Source organism: Sphingobium sp. SCG-1 (assembly GCF_002953135.1).
GTDB lineage: Bacteria > Pseudomonadota > Alphaproteobacteria > Sphingomonadales > Sphingomonadaceae > Sphingobium.
The window spans coordinates 1,350,221-1,367,049 of the sequence record NZ_CP026372.1 but is presented as its reverse complement, the minus strand read 5'-3'; the positions used below and the strand labels follow the sequence as shown (position 1 = coordinate 1,367,049).

The window sequence follows — 16,829 nt, the reverse complement described above, 5'->3', positions numbered from 1 at the left end:
GACCCTAAAGCCTCTCTGCGATGGATGAGGACGCCCCGACAACCCCCGACAGCAAGGACTTTCGCTATCGCGCATCCCGCGATGCAGGAAGCGCGTTCGCGCGTCTGAAGGATCAGTTCGGAGCGCAATGGGGCAAGCGCTGGTTTCGGCTCGCCAGTTACGTGCTGCTTCTTGTCTTCCTTGCCGTAGCCTTGTTCTGGATCATTTTCGCGCGCGGCCTGCCCGATGCGGCTACGCTGCTGGAATATGAGCCGCCGTTGCCGACTATCGTGCGGGACGTAAATGGCCAGCCGGTGCACAGCTATGCGCGCGAGCGACGCGTCCAACTGCAATATGCTGATTACCCGCCGCTGCTGATCAAGGCGTATCTAGCCGCTGAGGACAAGACGTTCTTCTCTCACCATGGCGTCGATTTTCCGGGCTTTGCGGGCGCGGTGTTCGATTATGTGAGCAAGCTTGGCTCGGGCCAGCGCGCGCGGGGCGGATCGACGATTACACAGCAAGTCGCCAAGAACCTGCTGATCGGCGACGAATATTCGCCGACGCGCAAGGTGAAGGAGATGATCCTCGCCTGGCGCATCGAAAATGTGCTGTCAAAGCAGCAAATCCTTGAACTGTACCTCAACCAGATATTCCTTGGCCGCAATGCATACGGCGTACAGGCGGCATCGCGCGCATATTTTGACAAGGATGTCGCGGACCTCAAGCTGCCGGAAATGGCGTATCTTGCGATCCTGCCGAAGGGTCCGGCCAACTATCGGCCAGAGAGCGAAACCGGAATGGCGCGGGCGCTGGAGCGGCGCAACTGGGCGCTGGGCGAAATGCGTGACAATGGGTTCATCACCGACGCGCAGTTTGCCGCTGCGTCTTTGCAGCCGCTGGGCACCGTGGCGCCGCACGGCTCGCCCTATGGCAGCGCGGGCGGCTATTACGTCGAGGAAGTGCGGCGGCGGCTGATCCAGCTGTTCGGCGAAAAGGCGCAGGACGGCCCGAATAGCGTCTATGCAGGCGGGCTCTGGGTGCGCACGCCCTTAGACCCTGAGATGCAGGGGCTGGCGACCACCGCCCTGCGTGCAGGGCTACAACGCTATGACGCGGGCAAGGGTTGGTCCGGGCCGGTCGGCAAGATCAATATCGACAATGGCTGGCAGCGAGAGATGGCCGTCAGCTCCGTCGGCATCGATTATGATAGCTGGCGCATTGCGGTCGTGCTGTCGCGCGAAAGCGGTGCGGCGCAGATCGGCTTCTCCGGCGGAGAGACGGGCACACTCCCGGCGAGTGCGGCGCAAATCCCCTATCGCCGCATCGGTGGTCCGGCGTTCAATGCATTGAAGCCCGGCGACCTGATCGCGGTGGTGCGCAACGGCTCCGAATGGGCACTGCGCAGTGTTCCCGAAGTGTCGGGCGGCATGGTGATCGAGGAGACGCGTAGCGGGCGTATCCATGCTTTGCAGGGCGGGTTCGATGCGCGCCTCTCCGCCTATAATCGTGCGACGCAGGCATTGCGGCAGCCGGGGTCCACTATCAAACCGTTCGTCTATGCGTCCGCGCTGGACAATGGGATGACGCCTGCCTCGATCATCGTGGACGGCCCGTTCTGCGTGTATCAGGGCGGCAGTCTGGGGCAAAAATGTTTCAAAAACTTCTCGGGAAAGAATGCGGGGCCGCAGACGATGCGCTGGGGCGTGGAGCAATCGCGTAACCTTATGACGGTGCGCGCGGCGTCGCAGACGGGAATGGAGCGCGTGGTCAAAACCATCAAGACGATGGGGATCGGCGATTATCAGCCCTATCTCTCCTTTGCGCTGGGCGCGGGCGAGACGACGGTCGAGAAGCTAACCAACGCTTATGCGATGCTGGTCAATCATGGCCGCGCGCTAAGTCCCAAGGTCATCGATTATGTGCAGGATCGTCGCGGCAAGGTGATCTGGCCGACGCGCTGGCGCGCTTGCGATGGCTGCAATGCGCCGAACTGGGATGGGAAGGCCATGCCGCGCTTCACGCCCGAAGGACGGCAATTGATGAACCCGATGACCGCATATCAGGTGGTCCATATCACCGAAGGCGTGATCCAGCGCGGCACTGCGACGGTCCTGCGCGATCTGGAGCGCCCCTTGTTCGGTAAGACCGGGACAACCAACGGACCGACGAACGTGTGGTTCGTTGGGGGATCGCCTGATCTGGTCGCAGGCGTATATCTTGGCTACGACGCGCCGCGCAGCCTTGGGGGTTATGCACAGGGCGGTCGGATTGCCGCGCCAATCTGGAAGCAGGCGATGGCGCCTATTCTGGCGAAGATGCCGAAAACGCCCTTCATCGCACCCAACGGTATCCGCATGGTCACCATCGACCGGCGATCGGGCAAGCGTGTCTATGGGGCATGGCCGACCAACGATCCTAAGGCGCCCGTGATCTGGGAAGCCTTCAAGCCCGAATCCGAACCGCGCCGGACCATCCGCAAGGATGAAGTCGAGGCGCAGGAGAAAGTGGCGGCGGCGCGCGCGGCAAGTGCGGCATCGCGGCCACGGAACGACAGTGACTTTATGCAGCAGCAAGGCGGCATATATTAGAACTTCCCCCGCCCGCCGTCAGAGCGAGCGATCAGGGACATGGACATAGTGGAGATTCACCATGCGCGCCGAAGCGCAGCAACATATCGACCGTATCGACGCCGCTCTCGACTTGCTGCGGCGTTTTCTGGACTGGGACCGCGCGCTGCGGCGGCTTGACGAGTTGAACGCGCGCGTCGAGGACTCGTCGCTGTGGGACGATCCCAAAAAGGCGCAGGAAGTCATGCGTGAGCGAACGCGCCTCGATAGTGCGATCAATGCCACGCGCGCGATCGACAGCGAGAAGACCGACACCGCCGAACTCATCGAAATGGCCGAAGCCGAAGGTGACGAGGCGATGGTGACCGAAGCGATCCAGTCGCTAAAGGAACTGGCCGAGCGTGCCGACCAGGACAAGGTTAAAGCGCTGCTGGCGGGCGAAGCCGACGCGAACGACACCTATCTGGAAATCCACGCAGGCGCGGGCGGAACCGAGAGTCAGGATTGGGCCGAAATGCTCCAGCGCATGTATGTGCGCTGGGCCGAACGGCGCGGATATAAGGTCGAGATCGTCGACTATCATGGCGGCGAGCAGGCCGGGATCAAGTCCGCGACGCTGCTGATCAAGGGCGAAAACGCCTATGGCTATGCCAAGACCGAGAGCGGCGTGCACCGCCTCGTCCGCATCAGCCCCTATGACAGTTCGGCGCGGCGGCACACCAGCTTCTCGTCGGTGTGGGTCTATCCGGTGATCGACGACAATATAGACATCGAAGTCAACGAAAGCGACCTCAAGATCGACACCTATCGCGCGTCCGGTGCCGGTGGTCAGCACATCAACACGACCGATTCCGCCGTCCGTATCACGCACGTACCCACCGGCATCATCGTCGCCTGCCAGAACCAGCGCAGCCAGCACAAGAACAAGGCGGAAGCCATGAACATGCTGAAGGCGCGGATGTACGAGGCGGAACTGCAACGCCGCGAAGCCGCCGCAAGCGCCGAACATGCGTCCAAGTCCGACATAGGCTGGGGCCATCAGATCCGCTCCTATGTGCTGCAACCGTATCAGATGGTGAAGGATCTGCGCACTGGCGTAGTGTCCACCGCGCCCGACGATGTGCTGGATGGTGCGCTTGATCCCTACATGGCCGCCGCCCTGTCGCAGAAGGTGACGGGCGAGAAGGTCGTCGTCGAGGACGTCGATTGATGCGACCCTCCGGCCTGCTCGCCGTCACGGTGCTGCTGGCCGGTTGCAGCGCTTCGGGCGATCCCAGTCGCCCTGCATCGGCGCAGAACTTTCCCAAAGCGGACCGGCCCGTTGCGCCGATCGTATCGACACGCTGGTCGACCGAGGAAGCACGCGATCGCCTCAACGAAGCCGACGACATCATGAAGCTCGCAGGGATACGCCCCGGCATGACGGTTGCGGACATCGGCGCGGGGGAAGGCTATTATACGGTGCGCCTTGCCAAGCGCGTGGGGCCGCAGGGACGCGTTCTGGCCGAGGATGTGCTGGCCGAAGTGATCGATGCGCTTGGTCGGCGCGTGACGCGAGAGGACTGGAAGAACGTCAGCGTCAAGCTTGGCACGCCGGACGATCCCAAGCTGCCCGCCGACAGTTTCGACCGTGTCCTGATGGTGCATATGTATCATGAGATCAGCGAACCCTATGCGTTTCTCTGGCATATGCATCCGGCGCTGAAGAAGGATGGCGAAGTCATCGTAGTCGATGCCAATCGGCCGACACGGCAACATGGAACCCCGCCGCGTCTTCTCGCCTGCGAGTTCGCTGCCGTGGGCTACAGGCTCGAACAGGTGGTCGCGCGGCCCAATGCCGGAGGCTATCTGGCGCGGTTCCGCAAGATCGGCGCACGCCCGAAGCCGGAGAGCATCATCGCCTGCGCCTTGCGGGAATGACGGCACGCGTGCGGACCTTAGCCTTTCCCTAATCTTTGCCGGATAAATGCGGCGTCATGGACATGGCGCCCGATCCTGCCCTCAAGCCCGGCATGGGCGAGCCTCTTCTCCCGTTTCCGGGTGATGGGCCGGATGCGCGCTGGGCGGTGCTGGGTGAAGCAGCGGCGGAGGCCAATGCCTTCTACGCGCCCGACATGCTTCGCGCGGCGCTGGATCATCTGCGTGGCAAGCAGAACGTCCGGCTGATCGAAGTCTTCGACGGCACGAGGTTGATCGGACTGATGCCGGTGACGGTGATGCCGCGCCATGGCCGCCTGCCTGTTGCCAATGTTGCCAACTGGATGCACGCGCATTGCTTCTACGGTGCGCCGCTCATCCATCGCGGAGACGAGCAGGCAGCCTGGATTGGCTTCCTGACGCAACTGGATGCGGCAGATTGGGCACCGAACTTCCTGCATCTACGTGGTTTCGACGCGGCAGGGGCCAATGCCGCCGCGCTGGAAGCGGTGTGCGTTTCGCAGCGGCGGAGATTTGCGGAGATCGGGCGGTACGACCGCGCGTTGCTCCGGTCCGATCTTTCCGCCGACGCCTATTGGGAGACCAACGTCCGCGCGAAGAAGCGCAAGGAAATCCGCCGCCTGCAAAAGCGCCTTGCCGATATGGGTGCCGTTGAAAGCCGCACGCTGACGGATGCCGCCGACCTGCCGCACTGGTGCAGTGACTTCCTCGCACTCGAAGCATCGGGATGGAAAGGTCAGGAAGGCACAGCATTGTCCTGTTCCGCCGACGACGCGGCATTCTTCCGCGCTGCCACGGCAGCGGCCTGTGCGAATGGGCGACTTCATTTCCTGCGGCTCGATCTGGATGGAAAGCCGATCGCCATGCTGATCAACTTCCAGCATCGCGACGGCGCATTCTCCTTCAAGATCGCCATCGACGAGACATTGGGCCGCTTTTCCCCCGGCGTGCTGATCGAGATAGATAATCTGCGCGCGGTGCAGGACGATCCGGCAATCGCATGGATGGATAGTTGCGCCGCACCCGATCACCCGATGATCGACAGCCTTTGGGGCGAGCGGCGCAGCATCGTCCAATATCGGGTGGCGCTGAAAGGTAGCGGCCTGACCCGTGCTCGCCGCGCCACGACCTTTGCACTGGCCAGCGCGGTCGAGCGTGCCGCTGCTTTCATGAAGAGAAGATAGATACGCATGTCGCTCCAGCAGCCTATCGACCGATCTTCTGCCGCCATGCCGCGCGCCTTCGGTGAATCGGCGCGAGTTGCCTTCGCCACTGCCTATCCCGACCTGTCGGTGAAGTTGATGCATCAACTGGCCGGTCATCCGCTGTTCTCGCGCGAGGCGCTGGCCATGCTGGCGGAGCGGATGCCCGGATCGCAAGTCGAGTATAACCTCGGCAAGCTGCCGCTGGGTGTGCGGCCCGAGGAAACGCCGAACAACGGACTGACCTTGGGCGAAACGGTCCGCACCATCGACACTAATGGCAGTTGGGTCGTGATGAAGAATGTCGAGTGCGATCCGGAATATGCCGCGATGTTGGACGCCGCGTTGGCCGAGCTTGCGCCGATGGTTGCCCGCAAGACCGGGCGGATGCTCCATCGCGAGGCATTCATTTTCCTGTCCTCGCCCGACAGCGTGACGCCGTTCCACATGGACCCGGAGCATAATATCCTGCTCCAGATCGAGGGTGAGAAGACGATGACCGTCTTTCCCGCGGGCGATCCGACCCTGGTGCCGCCGCAACAAAGTGAAGGGTTTCACGCCGGGGCGCACCGCAACCTGAAGTGGGATGCGGCGTTTCTGAACAAGGGTAAGCCCGTTAAGCTTCTCGCGGGCGATGCTGTTCTGGTGCCGGTGAAGGCGCCGCATTTCGTGAATAACGGGCCAGCCGTCTCGATCAGCTTCTCTATCACCTGGCGATCTGACCGGAGCATCGCCGAGGGCGAGTTACACAGCCTGAACGCGATGCTGCGCCGCCGAAAGCTACCGACAGTGAAGGTCGGCGCGAAACCGGAAGCCCAGCGGTTTCACCGGCTCCTCTACCGCCTCATGCGGAAGCTGGGCGTCTGAGTATCCGCCGCAGCAGCGCTTCGGCTTCGAGGCGCGGCGAGAATCGTTCGAGCGTCCACCATTCCAACGTCTCCTCGCCGGTTGCGAGGCTCTGCTTGTAGCGGTCCTTGCCCGCCAGCAGGGAGTAAATGGAGAGCCCTGCATCGGCATAGCGCGTGACGGCGGCGACATGGCACATCAGCCCCGGCTTCGCTTTCGATGAAATCGGTGCCGAAAATGCCGACTGGTAATTCATCGCCCGCCCGGCGTAGAGGAAGTTCAGCAGATAACCGAGCAAGTGATCGCCCGCCGCGATGCGGAGGAGTTCGACTTCTCCCGTCGTCAGTCCCCGCAAGACCAGCGCCCGCGCAAAAGCCCTGAAGCCCGCGTCATCCCAGGCATTATCGGCATGACGGCCCGCGTTGAGTGCCTGCATTTCGGTCAGCCATGTTTCGGCTACGACAGAATCCGCCGCCACCGTGATTGTCGGATCGCTGCCATAATCCTTGGTTGAGCGTTTGATCTGGCTTCGCGTGTTGGCGCTCAGCAGGGAAAGATAGTCGCCATTCGCACCCCGCACAGCGGCTAGGTCGATCAGATAGGCGGGCAAACGATCAACGCGTGTAGCGCGGCGGAAGCGGCCCTGGTCGAGGGATTGCCAGTTCGGAGTGATGCCCGCCAATTGCAAGGCGCGCCAGTCAGTGCGGGCCATCATCGCTTGCAGCGCCATCGCTTCTATCCCCTCCGGTGCATCGGCGGATTTCAGCAGCCCATTATACTCGATAAAACCACGGTCCTGCGATGTGACCCCGGCCTGATTTAGCGAAAGCGTTGCGATGCTCCCCAGCAATCGCGGCACCTGCGCACGCCCGATCAAGGCGAGCGCCACGTCCCCACCTTCCGACTGCACGCTGAGCAGTTCGGGCGAGGCACCGCTGGTCGAGAGCCAGCTTTTCATCCATGTCCAACCCAGGAAGAAGCTCTTGTCTTCGCCAGCACGGGCCTCAAGCGCCTGCCACCGTGCCGCTAACAGGTCGAGCGCTGGCAGCGGCGTGAAGGTGGCGGTCAGCGTCATGCCGCTCTTTTTACATGGCGGCAGGAGCGGTCAAGGAAATAGCGCTACAGGCGGCGGTCGGGGTCCACGGTGCCGTCGCTACGCACGCCCGCCATGGCCAGGTCCATGCCGATGCGCCCCGTCACGAAGCGCGTCCACATCCAGAAGTCGGCCGCCAGCGACCAGAGCGGATAGTGGAAGGTCGCAGGGCGGTTTCGCTCGATCGCGAAATGCGCGGCCCAAGCAAAACCATAGCCCGCGACAGGCAGCAGCAGCAGAGGCCAAAGGTGATCCCGGATTACGGAGATGGCGAACAGCAGAATGACCAGACTGGTCCCGACATAATGCAATGCGCGCGTGAGCGGCCGCGCGTGCTCCTGCAAATAATAAGGCCAGAACTGCCGGAAGGTCCTGAATTTGCGCATGTTTATGCCTCTCTCCCTCTCCTTCTCTAGGGGCAAAGGAAATGGAGGTTAAACGAAAATCGACAGACGCCATGGCAAATCTCCATTCCGCTTGATTGACGGAGGACCACCATTAGGGCGTAGTTGTACAAGCGACGGGAGATCCGATGACCGACAGAATCAAGCTGCACGAAAGCTGGAAAGCGCCGCTCGAGAACGAATTTGGCGAACCCTATATGCATGCGCTGCGTACATTCCTGCAGGCGGAGAAGACGGCCGGAAAAACGATCTTCCCACGCGGATCGGACTATTTTCGGGCGCTGGACCTAACGCCATTGGAGGCGGTGCGCGTGGTGATATTGGGGCAAGACCCTTATCATGGTCCGGGGCAAGCGCATGGCCTTGCCTTCAGTGTGCAGCCGGGCGTGCGGACGCCGCCTTCGCTGGTCAACATCTACAAGGAACTGCACAGCGACCTTGGCATCGCACCTGCCCGACACGGCTTTCTGGAGCATTGGGCGCAGCAGGGCGTGCTGCTGCTCAACAGCGTGCTGACGGTGGAAATGGCGCAGGCGGCATCGCATCAGAAGAAAGGATGGGAGCGGTTCACCGACGCCATCATCCGGCTGGTCAATGCAAAGCAGGAGCCAGTCGTCTTCCTGCTATGGGGCGCCTACGCGCAGCGCAAGGCGGCGTTCGTGGACAGCGTCGACAAGGGCGGGCGGCATCTGGTGCTGAAATCGGCACACCCCTCCCCGCTCTCCGCACATAACGGATTTTTGGGGAGCCGGCCCTTTTCGAAGGCTAATGCCTTTCTGGAAGCGCAGGGATTGTCGCCGATCAACTGGACCTTGCCGCCAATCGTTGAGCGGCGCAGCGAAGCGGTGTAACCGGCCCTACCCTCACTCCCACGGAGCAACGACATGGCCTCCTACGCGAAATTGTTGCTCCTCGGTTCCGGCGAACTGGGCAAGGAATTCACGATATCGGCCAAGCGGCTTGGCTGCCATGTCGTTGCCTGCGACGCCTATGACGATGCGCCCGCCATGCAGGTCGCCGATGAGCGTGACGTGTTCTCGATGCTGGACGCGGACGCCCTGCGCGCGGCAATCCTGCGGCACCAGCCCGACTATATTGTCCCTGAAGTTGAGGCGATTCGCACGGAAATACTGCAGGAGATGGAAGCAGAGGGCTTCACTGTCGTTCCCTCTGCCCGCGCTGCCTATATGACGATGAACCGCGACCGCATCCGTGACTTGGCGGCGGTTGAGTTGGGGCTTCGCACGGCGCGCTACCGCTATGCCGATACCTGGGAAGAGATGCAGGCGGGCGCGGCGTACACGGGCTTCCCGTGCGTCGTGAAGCCGGTGATGTCGTCGTCGGGCAAAGGGCAAAGCACGGTTCAGGATGCGGCAGGGTTGCAGGCCGCATGGGATTATGCCGTCGCCAACATGCGCGGCGACCGGCGTAAGGTGATCGTTGAGGAGTTCATTGCCTTCGACTATGAGATCACGCTGCTGACGGTACGAACGCGGGACGGCGTGCTGTTCTGCCCGCCGATCGGGCACCGGCAGGAACGCGGCGACTATCAGGAAAGCTGGCAGCCCACGCCGATGACGGACGCCTTCCTGGCCGACGCGCAGAAGATGGCGACGGCCGTGGTCGATAACCTAGGCGGCTACGGCATCTTCGGCATCGAGTTCTTCGCGACGCGTGATGAAGTGATCTTCTCCGAACTGTCGCCGCGGCCGCACGATACGGGTATGGTGACGCTGATGTCGCAGAACCTGACCGAGTTCGACCTGCACATCCGGGCGATCCTGGGCCTGCCCATCACCGATATCCGGCTGAACGGACCTACCGCCTCCGCGGTGGTGCTGGCGGACCGGGAGGCGGACGCGTTTCGCATCGCGGGCGTGGATGATGCACTGGCGCTCGGGCGTAGCGGACAGGATGTCGATGTGCGGCTGTTCGGGAAGCCCGCCACGCGCAAGAACCGCAGGATGGCCGTTGCTCTCGCCGCGGGCGATACGGTCGATGAGGCCCGGAAGACCGCAACCGCCGCGGCGCAGTGCATCCAGCTCCTTTATGAATAGCGCACCTGTTCCGGCGCGATAAAGGGGCAACCTCTGAACCTTTGGCGCTTGTCCCGTGTTCTGATCCAAAGGGGATCGCATGGACGCGCCATTTTACTCATTCGACAGCATGCACGTTGCGGCAGCGGTGCTCGGCGCTGGCGTGATCGTCGCCTACTGGTTGCCGCGCTTTTTCTCCGGCAGGGAACCTGCTGCTTCCGGATTGCTGATCCTCATTGGGTTTGCAGCGTTCAGCTTCTTCCCCGCCATGCCCCGCGCGCTCTCGCCGATCGCGAACCCCGGAATCTGGGAGCATGCGGCGGAATTCGCCGTGATCGTTTCGCTGTTCGGCACCGGCCTGCGGATCGATAATCTGTCCAGCTATGCGCAATGGCGGCCGACGGCGCGTCTGCTGCTCATCCTCATGCCAATTACTATTTTCGGGGTCGCGACGCTGGGATGGGCGTTTGCGGGCATGACATGGGCGGGAGGATTGCTGTTGGGCGCGGTCCTTGCGCCGACCGACCCGGTGCTGGCTGGCGACGTGCAGGTGGGGCCGCCGACCGAGGGCGGGGAGCATCCGGTGCGCTTCACGCTGACGACCGAGGCGGGGCTGAACGATGGGCTGGCCTTCCCATTTGTGTACCTTGCCCTTCTCCTCGCTGCGCAGGGCACCGACCCCGCGCAATGGGGGCTGGAGTGGTTCCTGCGCGACGTGCTTTATCGCATCAGCATCGGCGCGCTTTCGGGCGTGGCGCTCGGCTGGCTGCTCGGGCGCGTGCTGTTCGTCCTGCCGAAAGGCAATCCGCTGGCGGACACGGGGACCGGCGTCGTCGCGCTGGCGGGCGTCATCATGTGCTATGGCGCGACCGAGCTGGTCGAGGGTTATGGCTTTATCGCCGTCTTCGTAGCGGGACTGGTCCTGCGCCGGGCCGAGGCACATCATGAATTTCACGGGCGGCTGCATGGCTTCAACGAGGCGATCGAACATGCCGTGACCGCCGCGCTGCTGATCTGCATTGGCGCGGCCTTGCCGACCTTATGGCCGTATCTTGACTGGAGCTACATGGCGATTGGTATCGCGCTGATCTTCCTCATCCGACCGCTGGGCGGCATGCTTGCGCTCGCTGGTACTGACTTCAAGTTGAGGGAAAAACTCGTTGTCTCCGCTTACGGCATACGGGGAATAGGGTCGATCTACTATCTCGGCTACGCGACCAGCCATGCCGATTTCGAAAACGCCAAGGAGTTGTGGGCGGCCGCTGCCTTCATAATCCTTGTCTCCGCTTTGGTGCATGGGCTGAGCGCAGGTGCCGCGGTGGAGCGCGTCACGGAGGAGGCCGCATGATCGAGCCGCAGTCATTATGAACTGAAGCCGCGTTGCCGGGTTATCCTCCATCGGCCACTAGCTGAAGGACGGACATAATGTTCAGGGAAAACATCGTCCTATTCGGCGCATTGGCCGCGAACGTAGGCATAGCCATCGCCAAGTTCATCGCTGCGTCGATCACCGGCTCTTCATCGATGTTGACCGAGGGCGTCCATTCGCTCGTCGACAGCGGCAATCAGATTCTGCTGCTCTATGGCCAGAAGCGGGCGAAGCGTCCGCCCGATCAGACGCATCCCTTCGGCTACGGGCGCGAACTGTACTTCTGGGCGTTCGTCGTCGCCATCCTCATATTCGCGGTCGGCGCGGGCGTCTCGATCTACGAAGGCTATCTCCACATCAACGAGCCGGAGCCGCTGCGCAACCCGCTCGTCAATTATATAGTGCTGGCCGTTTCGGTGGCGCTGGAAGGCACGTCGTGGACGATCGCGGTTCGTGAATTCGAGAGCAGACGCGGCGATACGCCGTGGTGGCAGGCCATTCGCAATTCCAAAGACCCGGCAGGCTTCATAGTGCTGTTCGAGGATTCGGCGGCGCTGTTGGGGCTGATTGTCGCTGCGGCCGGAGTTTGGGCGAGCCACTATTTCAATGATCCACGGATCGATGGCTATGCCTCGATCCTGATCGGGCTGGTGTTGGCCGCCGTAGCGATGTTGCTGGCCCGCGAGGCGAAGGGCCTGCTGATCGGGGAGCGTGCCGATCCCGAAGTCATTGCAAGAGTAAGAGCCATCGTGAACGGCCATGACCGGATCACCGCCGTCAATCATGTCAGGACGATCCACACAGCCCCGGACAAAGTGTTCGTCGCGATCAGTGCCGACTTCGATGACAGCCTGAGAATGGGGGAAGCCGAAACGCTGATCAGCCAGTTGCAGGCGAAGTTGAAGGCGGTGATGCCGCAACTGACGTCTATCTATATCCGGCCGGAGAAGATCGAGGACGCGCCCCTCGCCCTGTTGCCGAAGGGGGCGGGATGATGTTTGCAGAGTTCGACAATGTAGCGCCGATGGAGGCAAAGCTGGTCGCCACTCTGCCCAGCGACGCGGGCTGGCAATTTGAGCCGAAGTGGGACGGCTTTCGTGCGCTGGCTCTGCGCGAAGGGAAAGAAGTCGAGATCCTGTCCAAATCCGGAAAGAGCCTCGCCCGCTATTTCCCGGAGATCGTGGCAATGCTGGCCTCCATCAGTGAGTCGCGCTTCCTGCTGGATGGCGAGATAATCCTTCCGGTGGACGATGTGCTTTCGTTCGATGCCTTGCAGCAGAGGCTGCACCCGGCGGCGAGCCGTATCACGAAGCTCTCGAAGGAGACGCCTGCGCAGCTCATGCTGTTCGACTGCCTGGCGTTGGGGAAGGACGATCTGGCAGGCTTACCTTTGAAGGACCGTCGCGTGGCGCTCGATCGCTTTCATCGTGACCATGGCAGGGCGTCGTTGTTGCTCTCGCCCTACACTAGCAAAGCGGACGAGGCGCAGGCGTGGCTGGCCCATAGCGGCGGCGCGCTGGACGGCGTCATCGCCAAGCGTGTGGACGAACCCTATCGCTGGGGCGAGCGCGCGATGCTGAAGGTGAAGCAACTCCGCAGCGCAGATTGCGTGGTGGGTGGAATACGGCGTCAGAAGGAAGGGAATGGCGTCGCATCGCTCCTGCTCGGCCTCTATGACGACGGGGGGAAGCTCAACCATGTCGGCTTTACGTCAGCGATCAAGGACGAGGAACGGGCGGCGATCGGCGATCGCATCGCACCTTTCCTTGGCGGAGAAGGTTTCACAGGCAAGGCGCCGGGCGGGCCGAGCCGTTGGAACAATGGCGAGGCGAGCGCATGGGAGCCGCTGAAACCAGAGCTGGTGGTCGAGGTTGTGTACGACCAGGTCACCGGCGACCGTTTCCGCCATGGCACGCGCCTGCTGCGCTGGCGGCCCGACAAAGCGCCGGAGCAGTGCACGATGGATCAGTTGATACTGGAACTGCGTGCCGCGGAAGTGGAAGCCGTCGTCGCGCGGCGTTGATGCCTGGCGCCCTGGGCGACGGCTTCGCCAACAAGGATCATCGTCGGCTTGCCCTCCGCCAGCGCGTTCGTCGCCAGCGGCAACAGGTCGAGGCGCGTGTGCAGCAGGCGCTCGGTCGGCAGGCTGACATCGCAGGCAACGAGGACGGGCGTCATTGGCGACAATCCGGCGGCGATCAGTTCGCGGCTGATTTCCGGGGCTGCCGTCCGCCCCATGTAGAAGGCGGTGGTGCAGGCGGGATCGGCCAGTGCCTTCCAGTCCAGGTCGAGCGCGTCGCCCGCGCGAGCGTGGGCTGTCACGAACTGGACGCGGCGGGCAAGGCCGCGTGTCGAAAGCGAGATGCTCGAGCTGGCTGCTGCGGCACTGGCAGTGGTGATGCCAGGGCAAACCTGAACCTGAACTTGACGGTCAAATAGGTAATTTATCTCTTCGGTGGAGCGGCCGAAGATGCTGGGATCGCCGCCTTTCAACCGGACTACGCGTTCGCCGGACAGCGCTGCCTCCGCCATTAAGGCATTGATATCGCTCTGATCCTTTGAATGGCGGCCGGAGCGTTTTCCAACGGGAACCTGCCGGACATGCGTCGGGATCAGTCTCAAGATATCCGGGCCTACGAGGGCATCGTAGAACACGATCGTCGCCGCCTTTATCAGCCGTTCGGCCTTACGCGTCAGCAGGTCCGGATCGCCCGGCCCTGCGCCGACGAGCCACACTGTGCCGGGCGGGATGAGATCACGATCGTCAGGCATGGACTGGCTCCTTGGCGTCTTTGAGAAGGCGTTGAATGGCGGGGCGGCAGGACCCGCAATTTGTGCCGGCGGAAAGACAGGCGCCGACCGCCTCCACCGTCGCGAGTTGCTTTTCGCCGATGGCCGCGAGGATCGTCTTCAAGCCTACATCGAAGCACACGCAGACGATCGGCCCGCGATCCTCCTGCGGTGTGGCGGACCGCCCGGCGAGCAGTTCCATCGCGGAGGCGGCGCTGGCGGCCTGTAGCTGGGCGACGAGCCATTCACGGTTCGGCAGTCCGCCGGTGCTCGAGACATAGGCAGCGGCAACAAGCGTTCCGTTCGACAGGACGGCGCTGCGATACTGGCCGCGCGCGACATCGCTGCTTTCGATACGGTCGCCCTTGGGCAGCAGCGCGGCGAGCAAGCGTGCTGGATCGCCCTCCCCCGCCATCTCGATCAGCCAGCCTTGCGGCACGCGTATGCGCGTTGCCCAGATCGCGTCGATTGTCTCTGGCGCTTCATGTGCAACGAGAAAACCCGTCCACTTCACGCTCAGCTTCTCGACCCGCACTGGCGTCGATTTGAAGCCGGGTTGGCCTGAATGCGGATCGACGTTGGGCCGCGGTAGCAGCCCGGTGCGACCGCCCGTGGACTGGCGGTCCGTCCAGTGGATCGGCGTGAAGACCTCGCCCCGCCGCTGACCTTCGCTCAGGGAAACGCGAAAAACGCTTTCACCCTGCGCCGTCGTTACGCGTGCCAAGTCGCCATCGTCTATGTCGAGCGCCTCGGCATCCCTGGGGTGGATTTCCACCAACGGTTCCTGCCGGTGCGCCGACAGCTTGGGCGACAGGCCAGTGCGCGTCATCGTGTGCCACTGGTCGCGATAACGGCCGGTGTTGAGGGTCATCGGCCACTGGCTTAGCGATTGCGGTAATTCTATCTGCCGGACCGGCAAAAGGCGCGCCTTGCGATCGGGCGTGGAATACTGACCATCCACGAACGGGGTGCCGCCCCAGCGCCACGGCGTCATCCCGTCATAGGCGGGGTTGGAGATCGACGCATTCGCCCGCAGGTTGAACAATCGTGCGCCGTCATTCTGATAGGCCGAGAGGCGCGCATGCTCGCGATAAATGTCCGAGGGACGTTCGTACACGAAATGGTCGCGCCAGCCCATCGCGCGGGCGACTTGCGTCACGATCCACCAGTCGGGCTTTACCTCAGCGGGCAGCGGGAACAGCGCACGCTGACGGCTGATGATCCGGTCGCTGTTGGTGACAGTCCCGTCCTTTTCGCCCCATGCGGCGGCGGGCAGTTTGACGTGGGCATAGCGGGACGTGTCGGTGTCGGCGATGCAGTCGGACACGGCGACGAACGGGCATGCCGCCATCGCGTCCCGCACGGCGTTGGCGTCGGGCATCGACACGGCGGGGTTCGTCGCCATGATCCATAGTGCCTTGATGCGGCCCTCGGAGATGTTGCGGAAAAGATCGACGGCTTTGAGGCCGGGCTTGGTCGCCATGTTCGGTGCGGCCCAGAAACGGCCGACGCGCGCGACATTCTCCGGTGCGAAGTCCATGTGCGCGGCGAGTGTGGTGGCAAGACCGCCGACTTCGCGACCGCCCATCGCATTGGGCTGGCCGGTGATCGAAAACGGCGCGGCACCGGGCTTGCCGATGCGGCCGGTGGCGAGGTGGACGTTGATGATGGCGTTCACCTGATCGGTGCCGCGCACCGACTGGTTGATGCCCTGGCTGAACAGCGTGACGGTACGCGGATTGGCGGTGAACAGGTCGTAGAAGCGTTGCAGATCGGCGGGCGTGATGTCGCAGGTGCGGGCCGTGGACCACAGGTCATGCGCGCCCTCGGCCATCGCATCCCAGAAGCCATCGGGCACCTGAACGTGGCGGCCGCAATAGGCTTTGTCGACGGTCCCGGCGCGGACGCAATGGGCGAGCAGGCCATTCATCAGCGCCACGTCGGTACCGGGGCGGATGGCGAGGTGCAGGTCGGCCTCTTCGCAGGTTTCGGTGCGGCGTGGATCGATCACGACTAGCTTGGTGCCGCGATCGGCGCGCGCGGCCATGATACGCTGGTAGACGACCGGGTGGCACCAGGCCGTGTTAGAGCCGACGAGGATGATGAGGTCCGCCGCGTCCAGATCGTCGTAGGTGGCGGGCACGATGTCCTCGCCAAATGCGCGCAAATGCCCCGCGACGGCGCTGGACATGCAAAGGCGCGAGTTGGTGTCGATGTTCGCCGATCCGATGAAGCCCTTCATCAGCTTGTTGGCGACGTAATAATCCTCGGTCAGCAACTGGCCGGACACGTAGAAGGCCACGCTGTCGGGGCCATGCTTGGCGATAGTGTCGGTGAAGCGCTTGGCGACGTGGCCAATGGCGCGGTCCCACGTGGCGCGCTTGCCGTTGATTTCCGGGTGGAGCAGGCGGCCTTCGAGGCTGACGGTTTCGCCCAGATGGGTGCCCTTGGAACAGAGCTTGCCGCGATTGGCGGGGTGGCGCGTGTCGCCTTCGATCGCGACGGTGCGGTCCTCGCCAGGACGCGCGACGATGCCGCAGCCGACACCGCAATAGGCGCAGGTGGTGCGGATTGCGGTCATTTCGAGAGCACGCCTTCAACC

The 16,829-nt window shown here is 63.0% G+C and carries 14 protein-coding genes; 10 read left to right on the top strand and 4 right to left on the bottom strand.

What is annotated here, in order from left to right:
* Positions 1–20: 20 nt before the first annotated feature.
* The 5 genes from C1T17_RS06090 (at position 21) to C1T17_RS06070 (ending at position 6,556) form a co-directional block, all read left to right on the top strand.
* Positions 21–2,570, top strand: a complete 2,550-nt coding sequence (locus C1T17_RS06090; protein WP_104952679.1) for a penicillin-binding protein 1A — start codon at positions 21–23, stop codon at positions 2,568–2,570.
* A 61-nt stretch (positions 2,571–2,631) separates the two neighbouring features.
* Positions 2,632–3,759, top strand: coding sequence for a peptide chain release factor 2 (gene prfB / locus C1T17_RS06085; RefSeq protein ID WP_104952678.1), 1,128 nt, complete (start codon positions 2,632–2,634; stop codon positions 3,757–3,759).
* Entirely contained in the window at positions 3,759–4,469 is a 711-nt protein-coding gene (locus tag C1T17_RS06080) for a class I SAM-dependent methyltransferase (RefSeq protein WP_104952677.1), read from the top strand. The genes prfB and C1T17_RS06080 overlap by 1 nt, the downstream gene beginning before the upstream one ends.
* Before the next feature lie 56 nt (positions 4,470–4,525).
* A complete protein-coding gene (locus C1T17_RS06075; RefSeq protein WP_104952676.1) occupies positions 4,526–5,671 on the top strand; it encodes a GNAT family N-acetyltransferase in 1,146 nt (381 codons plus the stop codon).
* A gap of 6 nt (positions 5,672–5,677) precedes the next feature.
* A complete protein-coding gene (locus tag C1T17_RS06070) occupies positions 5,678–6,556 on the top strand; it encodes a cupin-like domain-containing protein (RefSeq protein ID WP_104952675.1) in 879 nt (292 codons plus the stop codon).
* Here C1T17_RS06070 and C1T17_RS06065 read toward each other — a convergent pair.
* A complete protein-coding gene (locus tag C1T17_RS06065) occupies positions 6,534–7,610 on the bottom strand; it encodes a GNAT family N-acetyltransferase (protein WP_104952674.1) in 1,077 nt (358 codons plus the stop codon). The genes C1T17_RS06070 and C1T17_RS06065 overlap by 23 nt on opposite strands.
* Positions 7,611–7,654: 44 nt before the next feature.
* A complete protein-coding gene (locus tag C1T17_RS06060; RefSeq protein ID WP_104952673.1) occupies positions 7,655–8,014 on the bottom strand; it encodes a DUF962 domain-containing protein in 360 nt (119 codons plus the stop codon).
* 146 nt (positions 8,015–8,160) lie between these two features.
* Here C1T17_RS06060 and ung point away from each other — a divergent pair, with 146 nt between their 5' ends.
* The 5 genes from ung (at position 8,161) to C1T17_RS06035 (ending at position 13,460) form a co-directional block, all read left to right on the top strand.
* Positions 8,161–8,883, top strand: coding sequence for a uracil-DNA glycosylase (gene ung / locus C1T17_RS06055; RefSeq protein ID WP_104952672.1), 723 nt, complete (start codon positions 8,161–8,163; stop codon positions 8,881–8,883).
* 33 nt (positions 8,884–8,916) lie between these two features.
* Positions 8,917–10,089 (top strand): formate-dependent phosphoribosylglycinamide formyltransferase, encoded by a 1,173-nt coding sequence (gene purT / locus C1T17_RS06050; RefSeq protein WP_104952671.1) that lies wholly within the window; start codon positions 8,917–8,919, stop codon positions 10,087–10,089.
* Between the two features lie 79 nt (positions 10,090–10,168).
* Positions 10,169–11,416 carry a cation:proton antiporter gene (locus C1T17_RS06045; protein WP_223262828.1) on the top strand — a complete coding sequence of 416 codons (1,248 nt, stop codon included), beginning with the start codon at positions 10,169–10,171 and terminating at the stop codon, positions 11,414–11,416.
* A 77-nt stretch (positions 11,417–11,493) separates the two neighbouring features.
* Complete coding sequence (locus tag C1T17_RS06040; protein WP_104952670.1) at positions 11,494–12,432, top strand: cation diffusion facilitator family transporter; 939 nt, start codon at positions 11,494–11,496, stop codon at positions 12,430–12,432.
* Positions 12,429–13,460, top strand: a complete 1,032-nt coding sequence (locus C1T17_RS06035) for an ATP-dependent DNA ligase (protein ID WP_104952669.1) — start codon at positions 12,429–12,431, stop codon at positions 13,458–13,460. Before C1T17_RS06040 ends, C1T17_RS06035 begins: the two co-directional genes overlap by 4 nt.
* Here C1T17_RS06035 and cobA read toward each other — a convergent pair.
* Both cobA and C1T17_RS06025 read right to left on the bottom strand, forming a co-directional pair.
* Positions 13,403–14,209, bottom strand: a complete 807-nt coding sequence (gene cobA / locus C1T17_RS06030; protein WP_104952668.1) for a uroporphyrinogen-III C-methyltransferase — start codon at positions 14,207–14,209, stop codon at positions 13,403–13,405. The two genes, C1T17_RS06035 and cobA, sit on opposite strands and share 58 nt — an antisense overlap.
* On the bottom strand, positions 14,202–16,808 hold the full coding sequence (locus tag C1T17_RS06025; RefSeq protein WP_104952667.1) for a nitrate reductase: 2,607 nt from the start codon (positions 16,806–16,808) through the stop codon (positions 14,202–14,204). Before C1T17_RS06025 ends, cobA begins: the two co-directional genes overlap by 8 nt.
* Positions 16,809–16,829 lie beyond the last annotated feature (21 nt).

Bases quoted from the DNA above. Each gene is read 5' to 3' on its own strand.
- C1T17_RS06090 (WP_104952679.1), top strand. From the start codon at position 21: ATGGATGAGGACGCCCCGACAACCCCCGACAGCAAGGACTTTCGCTAT.
- prfB (WP_104952678.1), top strand. From the start codon at position 2,632: ATGCGCGCCGAAGCGCAGCAACATATCGACCGTATCGACGCCGCTCTC.
- C1T17_RS06080 (WP_104952677.1), top strand. From the start codon at position 3,759: ATGCGACCCTCCGGCCTGCTCGCCGTCACGGTGCTGCTGGCCGGTTGC.
- C1T17_RS06075 (WP_104952676.1), top strand. From the start codon at position 4,526: ATGGACATGGCGCCCGATCCTGCCCTCAAGCCCGGCATGGGCGAGCCT.
- C1T17_RS06070 (WP_104952675.1), top strand. From the start codon at position 5,678: ATGTCGCTCCAGCAGCCTATCGACCGATCTTCTGCCGCCATGCCGCGC.
- C1T17_RS06065 (WP_104952674.1), bottom strand. From the start codon at position 7,610: ATGACGCTGACCGCCACCTTCACGCCGCTGCCAGCGCTCGACCTGTTA.
- C1T17_RS06060 (WP_104952673.1), bottom strand. From the start codon at position 8,014: ATGCGCAAATTCAGGACCTTCCGGCAGTTCTGGCCTTATTATTTGCAG.
- ung (WP_104952672.1), top strand. From the start codon at position 8,161: ATGACCGACAGAATCAAGCTGCACGAAAGCTGGAAAGCGCCGCTCGAG.
- purT (WP_104952671.1), top strand. From the start codon at position 8,917: ATGGCCTCCTACGCGAAATTGTTGCTCCTCGGTTCCGGCGAACTGGGC.
- C1T17_RS06045 (WP_223262828.1), top strand. From the start codon at position 10,169: ATGGACGCGCCATTTTACTCATTCGACAGCATGCACGTTGCGGCAGCG.
- C1T17_RS06040 (WP_104952670.1), top strand. From the start codon at position 11,494: ATGTTCAGGGAAAACATCGTCCTATTCGGCGCATTGGCCGCGAACGTA.
- C1T17_RS06035 (WP_104952669.1), top strand. From the start codon at position 12,429: ATGATGTTTGCAGAGTTCGACAATGTAGCGCCGATGGAGGCAAAGCTG.
- cobA (WP_104952668.1), bottom strand. From the start codon at position 14,209: ATGCCTGACGATCGTGATCTCATCCCGCCCGGCACAGTGTGGCTCGTC.
- C1T17_RS06025 (WP_104952667.1), bottom strand. From the start codon at position 16,808: ATGACCGCAATCCGCACCACCTGCGCCTATTGCGGTGTCGGCTGCGGC.